The organism is Paenibacillus sp. MER 180, from assembly GCF_023713665.1.
Taxonomy (GTDB): domain Bacteria; phylum Bacillota; class Bacilli; order Paenibacillales; family Paenibacillaceae; genus Paenibacillus_B; species Paenibacillus_B suaedae.
Map to the genome: position 1 here is coordinate 54,536 of NZ_JAMAVT010000002.1, position 18,693 is coordinate 73,228.

The 18,693-nt window shown below is 47.3% G+C and carries 13 protein-coding genes; 12 read left to right on the forward strand and 1 reads right to left on the reverse strand.

Annotated elements, in window-relative coordinates; translation table 11 throughout:
* Positions 1-162: 162 nt before the first annotated feature.
* The 10 genes from M3661_RS02905 to M3661_RS02950 all read left to right on the forward strand — a co-directional run bounded on the left by M3661_RS02905 (position 163) and on the right by M3661_RS02950 (position 13,587).
* Positions 163-3,507 (forward strand): SwmB domain-containing protein, encoded by a 3,345-nt coding sequence (locus M3661_RS02905; RefSeq protein WP_251482217.1) that lies wholly within the window; start codon positions 163-165, stop codon positions 3,505-3,507.
* A gap of 442 nt (positions 3,508-3,949) precedes the next feature.
* Positions 3,950-6,586: an alanine--tRNA ligase gene (gene alaS, locus M3661_RS02910; RefSeq protein ID WP_251482220.1), complete on the forward strand. Its 2,637-nt coding sequence runs from the start codon at positions 3,950-3,952 to the stop codon at positions 6,584-6,586.
* Positions 6,587-6,742: 156 nt separating this feature from the next.
* A complete protein-coding gene (locus tag M3661_RS02915) occupies positions 6,743-7,003 on the forward strand; it encodes an IreB family regulatory phosphoprotein (protein WP_005547503.1) in 261 nt (86 codons plus the stop codon).
* A 67-nt stretch (positions 7,004-7,070) separates the two neighbouring features.
* Positions 7,071-7,487 (forward strand): Holliday junction resolvase RuvX, encoded by a 417-nt coding sequence (gene ruvX / locus M3661_RS02920; RefSeq protein WP_021257001.1) that lies wholly within the window; start codon positions 7,071-7,073, stop codon positions 7,485-7,487.
* A 9-nt stretch (positions 7,488-7,496) separates the two neighbouring features.
* On the forward strand, positions 7,497-7,796 hold the full coding sequence (locus M3661_RS02925) for a DUF1292 domain-containing protein (RefSeq protein ID WP_021257000.1): 300 nt from the start codon (positions 7,497-7,499) through the stop codon (positions 7,794-7,796).
* Positions 7,793-8,092, forward strand: coding sequence for a DUF1292 domain-containing protein (locus M3661_RS02930; RefSeq protein ID WP_065292202.1), 300 nt, complete (start codon positions 7,793-7,795; stop codon positions 8,090-8,092). Before M3661_RS02925 ends, M3661_RS02930 begins: the two co-directional genes overlap by 4 nt.
* Before the next feature lie 97 nt (positions 8,093-8,189).
* The gene (gene mltG, locus M3661_RS02935) at positions 8,190-9,251 is read left to right on the forward strand and encodes an endolytic transglycosylase MltG (protein ID WP_251482223.1); all 1,062 of its coding nucleotides are present in this window, start codon (positions 8,190-8,192) and stop codon (positions 9,249-9,251) included.
* Between the two features lie 17 nt (positions 9,252-9,268).
* Complete coding sequence (locus M3661_RS02940) at positions 9,269-10,204, forward strand: peptidase U32 family protein (protein WP_251482226.1); 936 nt, start codon at positions 9,269-9,271, stop codon at positions 10,202-10,204.
* 17 nt (positions 10,205-10,221) lie between these two features.
* Entirely contained in the window at positions 10,222-11,562 is a 1,341-nt protein-coding gene (locus M3661_RS02945) for a peptidase U32 family protein (RefSeq protein ID WP_142543385.1), read from the forward strand.
* 138 nt (positions 11,563-11,700) lie between these two features.
* Positions 11,701-13,587, forward strand: a complete 1,887-nt coding sequence (locus M3661_RS02950; protein ID WP_251482230.1) for a peptidoglycan D,D-transpeptidase FtsI family protein — start codon at positions 11,701-11,703, stop codon at positions 13,585-13,587.
* A gap of 61 nt (positions 13,588-13,648) precedes the next feature.
* Here the strand turns inward: M3661_RS02950 and M3661_RS02955 are convergent, their stop codons facing one another.
* Positions 13,649-14,806, reverse strand: coding sequence for an AI-2E family transporter (locus tag M3661_RS02955; RefSeq protein ID WP_251482233.1), 1,158 nt, complete (start codon positions 14,804-14,806; stop codon positions 13,649-13,651).
* A gap of 191 nt (positions 14,807-14,997) precedes the next feature.
* Between M3661_RS02955 and M3661_RS02960 the strand changes: the two genes are divergently transcribed.
* Both M3661_RS02960 and M3661_RS02965 read left to right on the forward strand, forming a co-directional pair.
* Positions 14,998-16,374 (forward strand): polysaccharide deacetylase family protein, encoded by a 1,377-nt coding sequence (locus M3661_RS02960; RefSeq protein WP_065292214.1) that lies wholly within the window; start codon positions 14,998-15,000, stop codon positions 16,372-16,374.
* A 521-nt stretch (positions 16,375-16,895) separates the two neighbouring features.
* Positions 16,896-18,626: an ABC transporter substrate-binding protein gene (locus M3661_RS02965; RefSeq protein WP_251482237.1), complete on the forward strand. Its 1,731-nt coding sequence runs from the start codon at positions 16,896-16,898 to the stop codon at positions 18,624-18,626.
* The last annotated feature ends 67 nt before the right edge of the window (positions 18,627-18,693 follow it).

Here is an 18,693-nt window from a genome sequence, read left to right on the forward strand (position 1 = left end):
TTCAGAAAGTTTCGCAATTATGAACAACAAATATGTTGTTCGGCGCGTTTAAAGAATTGGATACGGCGGTAATGAAGGATGGACGCCGTATATTTTATTCGTGAAACTATGCGAAGCTGCGTCCTGGGGAACGAACGGGAAATTAAGGGAGGGGAGTTCTACGTGAAACGAACACTTGCGATATTGCTCACCATTGCTTTAGCGATGGAACTTTCTGCGAATGCCGCAATGGCATTGCCGCAGACAGACTCAAGCACAGCGCTTAAAGACTCAGTGAAAGATAAAATAGAGAGCTTGAAAACAATTAAGGTGGCATCCATGTCTCCAGCTGCTGGAGCGACGGATGTCAATGTTGGAACTGAACTTATTCTTACATTTACAAGTGAAGTGGAAAAAGGAAGCGGGAACATCACCATAAGAAAGAAAAATGGCGATAAGGTAGAGGATGTTGCAGTAGACGGCAGCCAAGTTCGGCTCGATGATACGAAAAAAAAAGCAACGATTACGCTATCCAAGCCGTTGGATTCTGGGACCTCCTATCGGGTTCAAGCAGATTTCGGTACGTTCAAGTCTGGCAGTTCTGAGTTCCTGGGTATTTATGACCCTACAGAATGGACGTTCACGACAGCAGCTGATACTGGAGCACCTCAGTTGGATACGGTATCGCCAGCGATCGGGCAACGGGACGTCCGTGTGGATTCCAAGCTTGTGTTGACTTTCAAGGAGAAGGTATGGAAGCAATCTGGCGGGAGCGTCATTATGAAGCAGGCGAAGGACGGCAAAGTGCTTGAAGCGCTGCCGATGACCTCTACCCGGGTTACGGGAGACGGAACGAATACAATTACGATTGATCCCGTTCAACAATTGAAGCCAAATATGGATTACACGATAGAGATTGCGGCAGACTCTCTGCGCAATGCAAGTGGGAAGTCTTATGCTGGATTGAATACATGGAAATTCACAACAGGCAATCCGGATACAGCGGCTCCATCGTTGAAATCCGCTGCGCTGAGCAAGGTGGATACGATTCGCTTAACGTTCGACAAGGAATTGAAGAAGACATCGGTTCCGCCAGCAGCAAGCTTCGAAGTATGGGTAAATGGTGACACACGCCGTGTAACGGGTACAGCTGTGGGCAACGATTATGTGGATGTAAGCCTGGAGAACGGAGTCTCTGTGGGTCAGAGCATTTCCATTTCCTATCGTCCTGGCGCTGACCGCAAGTCTATTCAGGATACGGCCGGCAATGCGGCTGCTGCATTTGAGAAAATATCGGTGAGGTATGAGGTTGACCGTACGCCTCCTGTTGTGAAGCAAGCGAATGCGCAAGGCATGAAGGTAGTGTTGGATATGTCGGAGCCGCTGGATACAGTGTCGGCGCGTGCTTATGAGCAATTCAAGGTGACCGTGGATGGAAGCGAGAAGACAGTCAGCCGCATATCTGTGGACGGCTCGAAGGTAACGCTGTCGCTTATTTATGTAATCCGCGATAATCAAACGGTGCGAGTAAGTTACAAGCCAGATCGATATCCGTTGACGGATCGAAGCGGCAACAAGCTTGAAGCATTTACAGATGTGCTGGCACGCAATGATGCGGATACGAAGGCGCCAGTGCTTCAACGGGCAGAAGTAAGCGGGAGCCTGCTGACGTTGACTTTTAATGAGCAATTAGACACGAGCAAAGTACCGCCGCGCAGTCATTTCTCGGTGTATGTCAATCGCTCATCCCGAAGTGTCGATTCTGTTCAAGTGCGAGATAATATGGTTAATCTGATCTTGAGCTCCAGTGTTAGCGATGGTGATGATGTCACGGTATCCTATGTGCCAGGTACGGGTGAGCCTCGTATTTCGGATCTGGCGGGGAACAAGGCAGCTGTATTTACCTTGAAGAAGGTGGACAATGGTTCTGATCGAACGGCTCCAACCTTGCGTTCAGCTTCTGTGAAGGGAAGCACGATGACACTTGTCTTCTCCGAGCGCTTGAAGGAATTGCCTTCGCCGGATGAATCTCAATTCGTGGTACACTCGGACAATCGGGTGATTAAGGTAAAGCGTGCTTCGACACGCAATGAAGAAGTTACCTTGACGCTGGACGAAGCGGTCAATGCATACAGTGCGGTAACAGTTGCTTACTTGCAGGGTAAAAATCCGATTAAGGACTTGGCAGGGAATTCGCTGCAGTCGTTTGCTTCTACGACCGTTACGAATAAAACTGATGGTTCCACGACACGTCCCGGAGATTTGCAACCGGCTACGTTCCGCTGGTTCTTGGATGATGGATGGTATTTGCTCTCCAGTTCGGCAGCGGACACAAGCTCTGATCGTTCCTTGAGCGGAAGCACTGCGAAGCGTTATACAATACCGGCAACAAAGTTGAAATCATCTTTTGAATATGTACTCAAGAACGGCACGCGTAATCATCTGGCATTTGATGTGCCGACATCCGAGCGCGGAGCAGTGGTTGCTGTTCCATTGCAAACGTTGAATGAAGTATACAATAAGGCGAATGATGCGATTTTCTCCATTCGTTATGGCGATATATTGATGTCGGTACCGCTTCGTGAGCTGGACTTCCGTGCGCTTGAACGCGAGTGGGGAAACAATCAGGCATACCTGCTGCTTCAAGCAGAGTCACAGTCGGGATCGGATTCCAATGCATTGCTGCGCAGCCTGAACGATACAGGTGCACGCGTGCGTGTCAATCCGATTGAATTCCGCTTGTCGGCATTTGCTGGCTCCGCTACGCCGCGTACAATTGAGGCTAACTTGAAATATAAAGTGCGCAACGCACAATTGATACAGCGTAGTAATGCATCAGCCGTTCGTTATGATTCCGTGCTGAACAAGGCGGGATATGTGCCTACAGTGACGAAGCAGGAGCTAGGCGTTGCGGTATACGCCTTCCAGTTCAAGGGCAATCGTTCCGTTGCCATGATGGATCGCTCGAAGGACTTCTCGGACATTAAAGACCACTGGGGAAGAGACGCCATCCGCGAATTGGCATCAAAGTATATCATTGAGGGTGTCAGCAATAATGCATTTGCACCAAACGCCAACATTACGCGCGGGCAATTCGCGATTTTGCTGGCACGCTCGCTGGGGCTTCAAGCTGATGCATCCGGTGCTTCCGCTTATCGTGATGTGAATCAGACCAGCATGATGGCTCCCTATATTGGGGCTGCGACCAAGGCAGGAATTATTGGCGGTTATGAAAATGGCACGTTCCGTCCGAACGAGTCGATCAACCGTGAACAAATGGCAATTATGCTCGTTCGAGCTATGGAATATACAGGACGCAATGTGGCTTCGAACCCGAGCGCACTCAACAAGTTCAATGATCGCGGACAAGTGAGCAGCTACGCTCGCGACGGCGTAGGCAAGGCAGTATCCGCAGGGATCGTGCAAGGGATGACCGCGAATACATTCCAGCCTAAGGCTACCGCGACACGTGCGCAGGCAGCAGTTATGCTGAAACGCATGCTCGAGCAAATTGAATATTTAGGATAATCGCATTTCAGCGAAAATCCGTTGAGCAGGCAGATGGGATCAAACGAAAGAAGTTTGACAACCGTCTGCCTGCTGCTTATACTAAATTATTGGATAGGTATATGGAACAAAACGAAGACGAAAACGAGTAAGCTGAAGCCCTAGGAACAGAGAGAAGATTCCGGATCGGCATATGCCGGCTGGCTGCAAGAATCTTCACCTTGAAGAACAGCTGAACGCTAATTTCTGAGTGTGAATGGAACTTCACCGGGACGTACCCGTTATCAACGTCGAGGCGATCGCAGACGCTTTTCTTGCCCTTGCTTGCATGATACGCAGGCTTGATAAAATGGGGTATGATGTATGCGATAACCAGGGTGGTACCGCGATATATGAATCGTCCCTGATTTTCAGGGGCGATTTTTTTTATTTTTATATAACAAACTATTGGGGGCGTTTACTCATGAAGGCTAGTGAAATTCGCGAAAAATGGTTGAAATTCTTTGAAAGCAAAGGGCATCACATTGAGCCAAGCGCATCGCTTGTACCACACAATGACCCATCCTTGCTCTGGATTAATGCGGGTATGGCACCGCTCAAGCCTTATTTTGACGGACGCGTGAAGCCTGAGAACCCGCGCATCGCAAACTCGCAAAAATGTATTCGTACGAACGATATCGAGAATGTCGGCAAGACTCGCCGTCACCATACGTTCTTCGAAATGCTGGGGAACTTCTCCATCGGCGATTATTTCAAAGAAGAAGCCATTACATGGGCTTGGGAGTTCTTGACAAGCAAAGAATGGATCGGCTTCGATCCGAATCGTCTCTATGTTACTGTCCATAACGATGATGAAGAAGCGTACAAGCTGTGGAATGAGAAGATCGGCCTTCCTGCTGACCACATTGTGAAGACAGGCGACGACAACTTCTGGGATATCGGGGAAGGCCCTTGCGGTCCTTGTACAGAGATCTTCTACGATCGCGGAGAGAAGTACGGAACATTGGAAGAGGATCCAGAATGCTATCCAAGCGGAGAGAACGAGCGCTACTTGGAAGTATGGAATAATGTATTCTCTCAATACAACCATAACAAGGATGGCAGCTACACGCCGCTTCCGAACAAAAATATTGATACAGGAGCCGGCTTGGAGCGCTTCGCTTCAATCTTGCAGGATGTGGACTCCAACTTCGATACTGACTTGTTCCAGCCGATCATTCAAGCAACATGCCGCATTGCAGGCGTGAAGTATAATGAGCGTCCTGAGTTCGACGTTGCTTTGAAAGTAATCGCAGACCATGTTCGTACCGTAACATTCGCTGTAGGCGATGGCGTTCTGCCATCGAATGAAGGCCGTGGTTATGTAATCCGCCGCTTGCTGCGTCGTGCAGTCCGTTACGGCAAGATCCTCGGCATCGACCGTCCATTCATGGTAGAGCTGGTACAGACGGTATGTGAGGTAATGGGCTCACATTATAACGAAATCGTTGAAAAACGCGAGTTCATTGAGAAGGTAATCAAAAACGAGGAAGAGCGATTCCATGAGACGCTTGTAGAAGGCTTGGCGATTCTGGAAAGCTTGGCATCTGCTGCGAAGCAGGAAGGACGCACGCAAATTGGCGGACAAGAAGCGTTCAAATTGTATGACACGTATGGATTCCCATTCGATTTGACAGAAGATTATGCTTCTGAACATGGATTGACTGTTGATCGTGAAGGCTTCGACCAGGCGATGCAAGAACAGCGTGATCGTGCCCGTGCAGCTCGTCAAGATACGGGAAGCATGAAGGTACAAGGCGGGCCACTTGCTGATTACACGACTAAAAGCGAATTCGTTGGATATAATGAGTTGGTAACTGAATCCAGTGTACTGGCACTGATCGTGGATAACGAAATGGCAGAAGAAGCACAAGTAGGCTCGACTTGCCAAGTAGTGCTTGATCGCACGCCATTCTATGCGGAGAGCGGCGGCCAAGTAAGCGACAGCGGTGTCCTTACAGCAGCTGGATTCAAAGGAGCAGTCGAAGATGTATTGAAAGCTCCTCATGGCCAACATATCGCAGTAGTGCGCGTGGAAGAAGGAACACTGCGTGTCGGCATGCAAGTACAAGCTGCAGTAGCTCGCGCGATACGTGAGGATATTATTAAGAATCATACTGCGACACACTTGCTTCATAAGGCGCTCAAGCTTGTATTGGGTGAGCATGCGAACCAAGCAGGATCTCTCGTGCAGCCTGACCGTCTTCGCTTCGACTTCACACATTTGGGCAGCATTAGCGAAGAGGAGCTTGTGGACATCGAGCATCGTGTCAACGAGCAAATCTGGAAAGGCACACAGCTTGTTATCGAATCGAAATCGATTGATGAGGCCAAAGAAATGGGCGCAATGGCGTTGTTCGGTGAGAAATACGGCGATATTGTACGCGTCGTACAAGTCGGTGATTACAGCATTGAGCTATGCGGTGGCTGCCATGTTAGCAGCACCTCGGAAATCGGTCTCTTCAAGATCGTGAGCGAGAGCGGTATCGGCTCTGGTGTACGCCGTATTGAGGCTGTAACGGGTCGTCATGCGTATCAGTATATGGAGGCGCAATTGGAGCTGTTGAAGCAAGCAGGTTCCTTGCTTAAATCGAATGTAGCGGATGTACCGAAGCGTATTGAAGCTATGTTCTCACGTGAGAAGGAGCTGTCCCGCGAGAATGAATCGCTTAAGAGCAAGCTGAGCAGCATTGAAGCAGGACAATTGACAGACCAAGTTAGAACCGTTGCTGGTGTTCAATTGCTGGCTGCACAAGTCGATGCAGGCGGTATGGATGCACTTCGTACGACGGCAGACGAATTGAAGGCGAAGCTTCCAGAAGCGATTATCGCACTCGGTGCAGTAAATGAAGATAAAGTGAACTTCGTTGTTGCTGTTGCTCCAGAGCTTGTAAAGAAGGGGCTTCATGCCGGCAAGTTGATTAAAGAGCTCGCTTCTGTGTGCGGCGGTGGCGGTGGCGGCCGTCCTGACATGGCGCAAGCTGGAGGCAAAGACGCTTCCAAGCTGCCAGAGGCATTGGCTCTCGTGGATGAGCTTGTTGGGAAGCAGCTTGGCGTATAATATAAGAGAGGGGAGCCCTGCAATAGGGGCTCCCTGATCCGATTCCATAGGGAGGTTATTGTCGTCAAATTTGTGAACAATGCCAAGCTTTGGAACGGAATATTTTCTAGTTTGTTCGGGTATGTGTTATGATAAGAGTAAAGCGAGGTGTTAGCGATGAATTCCATGGATAAGACGATGAAGTTCAATGTAAAAGCGGAGGAACAGCAAGCTTCCAACGAAGATATCCTGTTGTCTGTCTATGATGCGCTTCTCGAGAAGGAATACAATCCTATTAACCAAATCGTTGGTTATCTTCTATCCGGGGATCCCGCTTATATCCCGCGGCATAACAATGCTCGAAGTATCGTGAGGAAGAAAGAGCGGGACGAACTGATTGAAGAATTAGTTCGCTTCTACTTGAATCATCACCGATAAGTCGCGAGGATGAATGCAGCACGGATAGAGAAGTAAGCATCACTGGATGAATACTGGGAGAGACTGAATGAAGATTCTTGGCTTGGATTACGGAGATCGACGGATCGGTGTCGCGATAAGCGATGCTTTTGGTTGGACGGCACAAGGACTTGAAGTCATTGAGCGTCGCAAACCAGAGAATGATCTGAAGCGACTTGGTGACATTGTGAAGGAGCACGGCGTGGAAGCCTTCGTCCTTGGACTGCCGAAGAACATGAATGGCACAGTCGGACCTCGGGGCGAGCTAAGCATGTCATTTGCAGAACAGTTGAAGCAGTCGTTCGGATTGCCCGTTCACCTGTGGGATGAACGCTTGAGTACGGTGTCGGCAGAACGCGCATTGCTGGAAGCTGACGTCAGTCGCAAGAAGCGTCGACAAGTCATCGATAAGATGGCGGCAACCATTATATTACAAACATATCTTGACTATCAATCAAGAAGGTGAGGGGTTACTATGACACGAGATGAACATTTGCAAGAAGAACCGGAGATCATTTATATTCCGGACGACGAGGGCAACGAGGAAGAATTCGAAGTCATTATGAAGTTCGATGTAGATGGCACGGACAAAAAATATATGATGGTCGTACCTGTCGATTCTGATGATGAAGATGCGGATGAAGTGTATGCGTTCCGTTATGAAGAAGAGGACGACGATTTGAAGCTGTTTACCATTACGGACGAAGAAGAATGGAATATTGTCGAGGAAACGTTCAATACGTTATTTACAGCGGATGAGGAGAATGAAGGGTGACCGAACGACTTGAACTTCAATTGACAGAACAGCTAAAGAATGCCTTCGGTCAATTCGTTGAGATGACGGATGAGGCCGGTCACAGTCGTGTCCTATCGTTAATCGCTGAATTCCGGCTTGATGATCGAGCGTATGCAGTACTTCTTCCAGAAGGTGCTCAAGAACCGGAGCAGGAACTGTATCGCATTATCGGGAGCGAAGCAGAAGGCTGGGAGCTCGAAACGATCGAAGATGATGACGAGTGGGAAGAAGTAGCTGAGCTGTATGATGAATTAACGTACCGAGACGAATTTTAATTTGTCGTTTTTAGAGTCGGTGGATGGCATCGGCTAACTGATATTTTACGGAAAAAGGGCGGATTTCCGCTCTTTTTCCATGTAGGGGAGTGTGTGGATGAAGAAAGGCTCGAAGGTGCTGTTCACAATCAGCCTTGTGCTTCTACTCGTAGCTGGCGCTGGTGTTGGTTATATATGGAGCGGGATGCGTCCGCTCGCGCAAGAAGAACGGGAGATTCCCGTTTCGATTCAACAGGGCTCTGGAACAGCAGCAATCGCATCACAGCTGGAGGAGCAGGGAATTATTCGCAATGCACTCATTTTTAAAGTGTATTTGAAATGGAACGGGGAGGGAAGCCGCTTCCAAGCGGGGAAATACGCGTTCCGTCCCGGTGTTACCTATGACGACATTATCGCGAAGCTCAACAGCGGGGAAGTCGTGCCGGAAGAAATGGTTCGCTTCACGATTCCAGAAGGCTATACCGTAGAACAAATTGCGGACAAACTAAGCAATGATGGAATTGTGGATAAGGATCGCTTCTTGAAGCTGGTGAATGATACGGCTTGGCTTAAGGGACAGGCTCCGATCGCTGCTCATATTCCGGCTGACGCCAAGTTGAAGCATCGACTTGAAGGATACTTGTTCCCTGAGACCTATGAGTTGAAGAAGGGGAGCTCTGAGGAAGAAATTATTGCACGGATGGTGCAAGAGACAGAGAAGCGATTGTCGCAGGCTTCCCCAACTTGGGAATTCGATTTGAAGACGCGCGGGCTTACGCTGCACGATATGCTGACCTTGGCTTCGCTTGTTGAGCGAGAAGCGGTTGTGGATGAAGAGCGTCCATTGATTGCGGGCGTCATCGATAATCGAATTGCGAAGGGGATGCGTCTGCAAATTGATGCCACCGTTCAATATGCACTGGACAAGCCGAAGGAACGTTTGTATTATAAGGACTTGGAAATCGACAGTCCTTACAATACGTATAAAATAGATGAATTGCCGCCAGGGCCTATTTCCAGTCCAAGTACGGCCTCCATTCAAGCAGTATTGAAGCCGGAGGCTTCAGAATATTTGTATTATGTGACGAAAAAAGACGGCACCCACACGCATCTGTTCGCCAAGACATTCCCAGAGCATCAGCGTAATATCGAACAGAGCAAGAAAACGGCAGCACAATAGAAAGCGGTGAAATGAACATGACTTATCAACCTGAATTGCTTGTTACCGCAGGCAGTGTTGAGGAATTGGAACGCTTGCTTCAAGCAGGCGCGAATGCAGTCCTCGTCGGGGAAGAAAAATATAGCATGCGCATGCCAGGCGAAATGACCATTGCAGATATCGAGGCAAGCCTGCCGATCGTCCGCAGCCATAACGCCAAACTGTATGTTGCAGTAAATAATATTATGCATAATGAGCATCTGACAGATCTGTCGACTTACTTGAAGCGACTTGAGGAACTGGGCGTTGATGCGATTGCCTATGGCGATCCAGCTGTAATTATGGTTGCACGAACAGCAGCGCCAACTCTTCGTCTTCAGTGGAATGCGGAGATGACATCGACGAACTACCGGACAGCTCAGTACTGGCAGAAGCGTGGCGCAAGCCGTATCGTTGCTGCCCGCGAGCTGAACCTTGAGCAAGTGGTAGAGATGAAGCAGCAGCTTCCGGATATGGAGGTTCAAGTTCAAATCCATGGGATGACGAATATTTATCATTCCAAGCGCCATTTAGTTCACCATTACATGCGTCATCTTGGCAAAGAAGAAGGCACATATGAGGTAGGGATGGAGCAGAAGCTGTTCCTCGTAGAGCGAGAACGTCAGGATGAGAAGTTCCCGATGTATGAAGATGCGAACGGAACACATATCATGAGCTCAGACGATATGTGCTTCATCGAAGATTTGAAGTTGCTGCTCGATGCACACATTGACAGCTTTAAGATCGAAGGAATTTTGAAGTCGATTTCATATAATGAAACTGTTGTTCGCGTGTACCGCGAAGCGATTGATAGCTATATTGCCGATCCTGAAGGGTATTCCATGAAGGAAGAATGGCTGGAACGCATTCGTGCGGTTCAAGATCCAGAGCGAGAGCTCTCATTCGGATTTTTCTATAAAGAACAAATGTATTAAGGAGGGGGCGTACAACGATGAGTACACAAACGAAACGTAAATATAACGGCAAGCGATATCGCTTGGATAAGCCGGAATTACTTGCTCCCGCCGGTAATTTGGAGAAGTTGAAGTTCGCTATTCATTACGGTGCGGATGCCGTGTACATTGGCGGACAAAAATACGGTCTGCGTTCCAATGCGGACAATTTCAGCTTTGAAGAAATGCGCGAAGGTGTGGAGTTCGCTAAAAAATATGGTGCGAAGGTGTTCGTGGCGACGAATATTTATGCGCATAATGAAGATATAGAAGGCTTAGAAGAGTATCTTCGCAACTTGGAGGATGCGGGCATTAGTGCCATTATTGCTGCAGATCCATTCATTATTGATACTGCGATGCGCGTAGCGCCGAAGCTGGAGGTTCATGTAAGTACACAGCAGTCCATCGCGAACTGGCAGACGATTCAATACTGGAAAGATGAAGGCATGCCTCGCGTCGTCTTAGCTCGGGAGACGAGCATGGATGAAATTCAGGAGATGAAAAATCACGTCGACATCGAAATTGAGGCCTTTATTCATGGTGCGATGTGTTCTTCTTATTCTGGACGCTGTGTGTTGTCCAACCACTTCACAGACCGCGATTCCAACCGTGGCGGCTGCTGTCAATCATGCCGCTGGAAATACGATCTGTTCGAGGATGACCGTGCAGATGCAATGGATATGATCAGCGAACAGGAAGCATCTGGTTCGTCTGTATTGGAGCAGTTCCGTCTAGGCGTCAATCAAAAGGCGTTGTTCGATGAGAATGACAATGCGTTCGCCATGAGTGCGAAGGACTTATGCATGATCGAGCATCTGCCGGATCTGATCGATGTTGGGGTGGACAGCTTCAAGATTGAAGGCCGGATGAAGTCGATTCACTATGTGGCTACGGTCGTTAATGTGTATCGGAAAGTTATTGATGCGTATATGGCCGATCCGGACAATTATGAGCTGAAGCAGGAATGGCTGGACGAGATTTATAAGGCGGCTAACCGTCCTGTCAATACAGGTTTCTTCTACGAAGAGCCGGATCATGAGGATCATATTTACGAGCCGGAAGACAAGCCGGCACCTTATGATTTCGCTGGATTGGTTATGGACTACGATGCTGAGACAGGCATCGCGACGGTTCAACAGCGCAATCACTTCAAGGTTGGAGCTGAGGTTGAGTTCTTCGGCCCGAACAATACGTTCTTCAAGCAGAAGGTAGAGAAGCTGTGGGATACAGAAGGCAATGAGCTGGATGCAGCTCGCCATCCGCTGCAACTTGTGCGTATGAAGGTCGATCAGCCGGTTACGTATTTCGATATGATGCGTAAGAAGAATGCCAAAGCGTAAGTGATTTAGAATAACAGAATAGTATTGAGCCCTTACCGATGGTAGGGGCTTTTTTTGTGCAGAAATAATGCCGAGTAGGTACGAACAAAAGGATAGGTTGGCGCACGATCCAACGCTTGTGGTTATCCATAAGGAGAAGTGGGCAGTAATGGTACTGATAAGGAGAAACGGACTTCGTTTGTGGATAAGGAGGTGGATGAAGTGTTGTCGCGCCAACGTTCGAAGCGGCAGAAGCTCATGTACAATCGGCTTGTTCTGCTCGCATGTGCCATTACCGTAATGATCGGAATCTATATTGTTAGATTGGGCTGGCTCCAGCTATTGTTCGTGCACAGCAAGGTGGATGATGGAGTCCATACCGTTCTGCAGCGCACCGTCATTCAACGGGCACGTGGTGTAGTGCTGGATGATGGACGTGGCTTGATCGTAGATCGGGCTGGGCGCCCGTATACGGTGCAAGTCGTGAAGGCCCTTGTCCTCTTCCCAGTGAATAAAAATGCTATTCGTACGGATGCGGTTCGGAGCATGGCGCTTTGGCTGCACGAGTCAGAACAAGAGGTTCGGCATCGATGGGAGGAGCTTACCGAACCTTACATTTGGCCGAATGAGAAGGATAAAAAATTGCCCTTCGAGCTGAGCGCGGAGCAGGCCGATCGAGTTCAATTATCTGATTGGGAAGGGATTCGAGTACTTCCATATACGGTTCGGTATCCGCTTCGTCAGCATACTCCGCAATGGGTAGGGGCTATTGCGGATATGACGGATACATCGAACTATGAGCATTTCAAGCAAAGTGGCAACAATGCTAGTTCAAGTATTGTTGGTGTATCGGGTTTGGAACGAACGTTTGAACCATTGCTCAAAGGATTGGGTGCCACGACAGTCGTCCATTATACAGATGCAAGTCAACTTCCGCTGCATGGACTCGATGTGCGCTTACGGCGTCCTGATAATCCATATTATCCATTAAGGCTTATTACGACAACGGATCAGACAATTGAAGCTGCTATTGAACAAGTACTTGATCGGTATCATATTGAGAAGGGATCGGTAGTCGTTCTTGATGCAGCAACAAGGGATGTGGTGGCGATGGTGTCCCGCCCTGCCGCAGATCCTTATCATATTGAGCCGGAGAAGGCGGCGTGGAACAATCGGGCGACCAAGGCCCTCCCTCCGGGTTCTGTCTATAAGCTGTTCATTGCGGCTGCCGCAATGGAAGCAGGGCTGACGCAACTGAATGAACGCTTTTACTGCGATGGGCATTATGGGAAGTATGGTCTAGCGTGCTGGCTGCCGGAAGGGCATGGTACGTTGACATTGCGCGAGGCATTGGCAGAGTCATGCAATGAAGTGTTTGCTGAGCTGGGAGAACGATTAACAGGGCAGCAGCTATTGGACTATGCCAAGACAATGGGGCTAAGCGGATTTGTTGGTATGGTTTCGGATGATGGGATGGGCCACCGGAGTTTGCGGCACTTCGAAGGTGAGGAAGAGAGTCGAATATTTCCTGACAATGTACAGCCGGGGAATGTGTCGGGAGGGGAACGAGCTCAATCTGGTATCGGGCAGCGGAATGTGCGATTGACACCTTTGGCTGCAGCCAACTTCGTCGTAACGCTGCTTCAGAATGGAAACTTCGGATCACCACGATTGATTCAGGAAGTGCAGTATGCCACAGGGATGCCAATCGTTCGATTCCCTGTACAAGTCAAAAAGGAGCGAGTGATGAAGCTGGAGACAGCCCGTAACGTAATGAAAATGATGGTGGATGTCGTCCAGTACGGTACGGGGCAATCGCTTAAACAGACTTCCTGGAACGTTGCAGGCAAGAGTGGTACTGCCCAAGCTGAGGCATTTGGGACGGCTAACTTACATACATGGTTTGTAGGGTACGGCCCAGTTGAGAAGCCAAAGTATGCAGTGAGTGTCGTCAGCGAAGATGACCAATCTGGCACTTCGCATAAGGCAACAGAGGTATTCCAAGCTGTAATGGATGTGCTGGCTGCACAGCCTCCACATAAATAGCAGGCCAATCTCCTCAAGGAAGATTGGCCTGCTATTTCATATCAACAAGGTATCTTGGTTTCTACTTGTTCTTTGGTTCTTCGTTATCTTTATTGTCCTCACTTTGATCAGGAGAATTGTCAAATGGATGTCCAGATACAAATTCTTCTTTAGGCATACGAATCCAACGTTTTAAATAACCTTGATCGTAAAGAGCTTTTATTAAGATCAAGAGGACGGTGGACATGACGATGCCGATAACCCCGAACAATGACATGGACACAATCATGAAGGACAGCATCGTAAATGCGGATACCCCAAGCGATGTCCCCGTAATCTTCGGATCAAGAATTTGCCGGATTAGAAGGGTGACGCCCATAACGACAGCAAGTCCAATGGCTAGCGATGTATTACCGATAATGAGCAGGTAGGCGATCCAAGGGATAAAGATAAATGGAATCCCTAAGAGCGGCAGTAAATCAAAAAGTGCCGACAATAAAGCGACTAAGAAGGAATTGCTCACGCCAAGTACAAGCAGACCGATAAACACAATGACAAAGGTAACGGAAATCAGCTTCAGTTGAGCCTTTAAGTAAGCAGATAACCCCTTCAGAACATTTTCCTTTAGAAATATGTAGGCTTTAAGAAACGTGCGCGGCGTTTTATTGCGGGCAACTCTGCGCCAAGCATCAATCTCGATGCTGAGGAAATAGCCAAGGATGATGGCGATGAAAAAGTTCAGCGTAAACGTCGAGAAGGACGTTATTTGCTTAATGAGCAGGCTGAGCAATCCGACGATAAATTCGGAAATATGCTGGGCCGCATTGCCAGCATATTCATTGATGCGGCCAGATACATCAGGCGGCAGTGATTCATACCGGTTCTGCAAGTACGTGGCGATGTTCACCAATTCACTCTGAACTGCCTTAATATAGGTAGGCAGCTTGGCTTGCAGCTCGATTGCTTGATGCACGAGAATAAAACCGAGTCCAAACATAGCTCCTAGAATGACAAGTACGAACAATAAGACGGAGATGGCCGAAGCGATAGCTTTCCGCATACCCCGCCGGTGAAGGAATGCCGCCAGCGGTTCGATGAACATGAACACGATGAAGGCTAGAAAAATAGGAGCGGCTATCGAATACAAATAGCTAAACGTGTACATGATTAAATATGCAGTCAAAATCAACAAGGCGATATCAAATGCTGTCCGCCAATACTTACGGTAAAATGCAATCATAGAACAGACTCCTTTTCACCAAATAACAATATGATAATCATTGTACACGAAACGATTTCCCGTGCCTATTCTTTGTTCATTATGTTACAATAATAACTGTTCATACGTAGAGTAAGTATACGTACATGTTCAAGTCTGAAGAGCTTGAGAACGTTGCATTTTATTATGTAAATAAGAAACGGGGAACTGGGATGGTAGAATTCATTTTATTATGGGGGTTTTACATCCTGACGTTTTATGCGTTTCTCCCTGGCTTAATCAGCCGCCTGTTTGGATTTCGTGTCTTCCAGAAGGGACGTGCAGAACGGGAACTGGCATTGACATTCGACGATGGTCCAGATCCGATCTATACACCTCAGCTGTTAGACCTATTGAAGAAATATAATGCCAAGGCAACATTCTTTGTGGTTGGCATCCACGCAGAGCAGCATCCAGACGTGCTGAAGCGAATGCACGATGAGGGTCATCTTATCGGTATTCACAATTATGTTCATAAGTCCAACTGGCTGATGCGTCCAAAAACGGTGAAACGACAAATCCGTAAAACGTCAGACATTATTGAATCAGTAACTGGCAAACGATCGAATTACTATCGACCGCCTTGGGGGATTGTCAATCTATTCGATTATGGCAGATTGGGTCACTTGCAAATTATATTGTGGTCTGTTCTATTCGGGGATTGGCGGAAGAAGCTCGGCTCTGAACGCTTGTATCGGCGTATGATGAAGCGATGTCGGGGTGGGGAAGTTCTGCTGCTGCATGATTGCGGCCTTACACTTGGGGCAGATCGGGAAGCGCCAGCGAATATGCTGGCGGCATTGGAACGGTTTCTAGACGAAGCGGAGAAGCGCGAGCTGCGCTGTGTCCGTATCGATGAGCTCATTCGATTGACCGATCAAGCCCGGATGAAGAATCCAAGCTTGCTTAGACGCATGGTCGTACGTCTCTGGTTCCTCTATGAGAAAGCTTTCCACTCCGTCTTTGCGTTGAAGACAACGAACCATGAACAGCCTGTGTTTCATTTCCGTGTTCGTCCGTATCATGGCAAGGCCGTAGTCTTAGATGACGGAGTAGAATTGAAGCATAATGACCTGGTACTGGAACTGCATTTCGACAATCGACTATTATATGATATTGGTCATCGGTCGAGGAGTGCGATGCAAATTGCAATTCAGATGATACGTTCCGTAGAACGTACGCTGCCAGAGCTTGCTGATTACTTGCTAAGCGATCAGAATTTACAGGCGAATGTGAAAGCATTGTACGGAGTAAGTATGATGCACCGGGGACCCGAGCAATTCGGATTTACGGTAAGAGATTTGCCAAGAGGATTATTCTCCTGGGTGTCTCGGAGATACTTGCGGCTGCTGATGAGCATTATTCATCCACAGGGACAGAATCGATTGAGGCAGCAAGCGGAACAGATGATTCCTAAGTTGATTATTATGTCGACAGAAACCTTGTTATCGCGTTATGGAAGAGATAGAAATTATGCATATGATGCGAACGGTTCTGAGCGGCTTGTGCTCGTCGATAAGAAAGTAGAGAATGTGGCGCATCCGTTATAATTCGATATATTTACCAAATAATAACATTTGATTTAAAAGCTTTGAAAAATGACATTGTTCATTTTTCAGAGCTTTTTTTGTATTCCTTAACGGAATGAGTATTTATGCAACTTTTATGCAAGAAAATAAAAATGCAGAAATGCACATTCTGAGAGGAATAAGTAGACAGTTATCCACTGAGGGGATACAATATAGTGAAATAGGATCAGATTTCCGTTTTTAGTATAAAAATAGTTTGATTTTTTGAGACGATTTTCCTATGATTGATAAAAAAAAGTTATCGAACGAAAATTAAAATTTTTTAAGGTAAAGCTGACATAAGCATTTACAAATACGAAATTATCAAGTAGTATTATGAAAAAATATTCGTCTCTTACGGAGGATTTGGTCATTCTTTCTTATTTTATTGACCAATGTTCTATAAAAGAGGATATAACCGAACGTTCTATTCATCCTAGGTAATATGTATACAACTTTTATACTAATTATAAATGACATCTAAGAAATAAGGGGAGAATGTTGTGAAGAAAAGTCTTAGCACTATGATTTGCTTATTGTTGTCATTGACACTTATTCTGTCTGCTTGCGGAGGCGGGAATTCCTCTGAGGGTACAGACAAGACTACTGGCCAAAATACAGAACAACCGGCTGAAGAATTGGTAACCGATGGCTTGATTAAAGCTTCGGATGCATCCTTATCACCAGAGATTGCGAAGAACCGCAAGGACACCATGATTATTGGTATGACGGCACCAAGTGGTATTTTCAACCCATTGTTTGCAGACTCTACGTACGATAACTTTGTCAATACTTCGGTATTCAGCAGCATGATTGAAGTGAACAAAGATGGTACTTATAAGGAAGGTATTGCAGAGAAATGGGAAATTTCTTCTGACAACCTTGTATACACGTTCACATTGCGCGATGGTTTGAAATTCAGCGATGGTACTTCATTGACTGCGGACGACGTAGCATTCAGCTTGACTGTATTGCACGACAAGTCCTATGACGGTCCTACCGACATTATTAAGGACGCTCATATCAAGGGCGGCAAAGAGTATAAAGAAGGCAAAGCAACATCCATCGAAGGCATTAAAGTATTGGATCCACGTACAATTCAAGTAACAACGACAGAAGTGAATGCATTGGCCTTTTCTGCAATCGGTTCTGTAGGGGTTCTTCCGAAAGCAATCTACGGCAAAGACTACAAGCAAGGCAACCTGAGCTACATGAAAGATACGTTCACGCAACCAGTCGGCAACGGTCCGTACAAGCTTGAGAAGTTCGTGCCAGGTCAAGAGGCTATTTTGGTAGCTAACGAGTTGTACTACCAAGGCAAGCCGAAGATTGAAAAATTGATCTACAAGTTTACGACTGAAGAAACCAACATCCAATTGCTGCAAGCAGGCGAGACAGATATGGACTTCATTTCCGTGAACAAAGATACAATCGAGCAGTTGAAAGAGTTCGGCTACTTGGATATTAACCTGTTCCCAGCGAACAGCTATGGTTACATCGCATTCAACCACAAGCATGACCAATTTAAAGATAAGCGTGTACGCCAAGCATTGACTTACGGTCTGAACCGTAAGGAGATCGTTGATGCCGTATATCAAGGCTATGCAGACGTTCTGAACGTTCCGCAATCCAAAGTATCTTGGGCGTACACAGATGATGTGAATAAGTACGATTTCGATCTGGAAAAAGCAAAACAATTGCTGGATGAAGCAGGCTGGAAAGTCGGTGGAGACGGCATTCGTGAGAAAGACGGCAAGAAATTCAAGATTACGTTCACAGCGACTACTCCTAACCCTGTAAACGATGCAATCATTCCACTTGCTCAAGCAAGCTACAAAGAGCTTGGCATCGAATTCGTTGCAGAACAAATGGACTTCAATGCTGCTGTAGACAAGCGTAAAAAAGGCGATTTCGACATGATGTTCTTGGCGTGGGGCTTAACACCAGATCCGCAATCCGGTGAAAATGTGTTCAAGACTGGCGGTTCCCAGAACGATGTTGGATACTCCAATCCGAAGGTTGATGAGTTGTTCACGAAAGCTGGAGCAATGGTAGACACTGAAAAACGTAAAGAGGTCTTTAAAGAACTTTATAAAGAGTTGAATGAGGATCTTCCTTACATCTTCTTGTACCAACGTCGTGATATGTGGGCGAACAACGCTCGCTTGCAAGGCTTCGATATGTCGCCATACCGCAACTTCACGTACAGCTTGCCACAATTGCAAATTCAATAGCCGCAAGGCAAATGAATTATGCCTGCAAAATGCTCAGCCTCCGGGCTGGGCATTTAGGCTTATATAA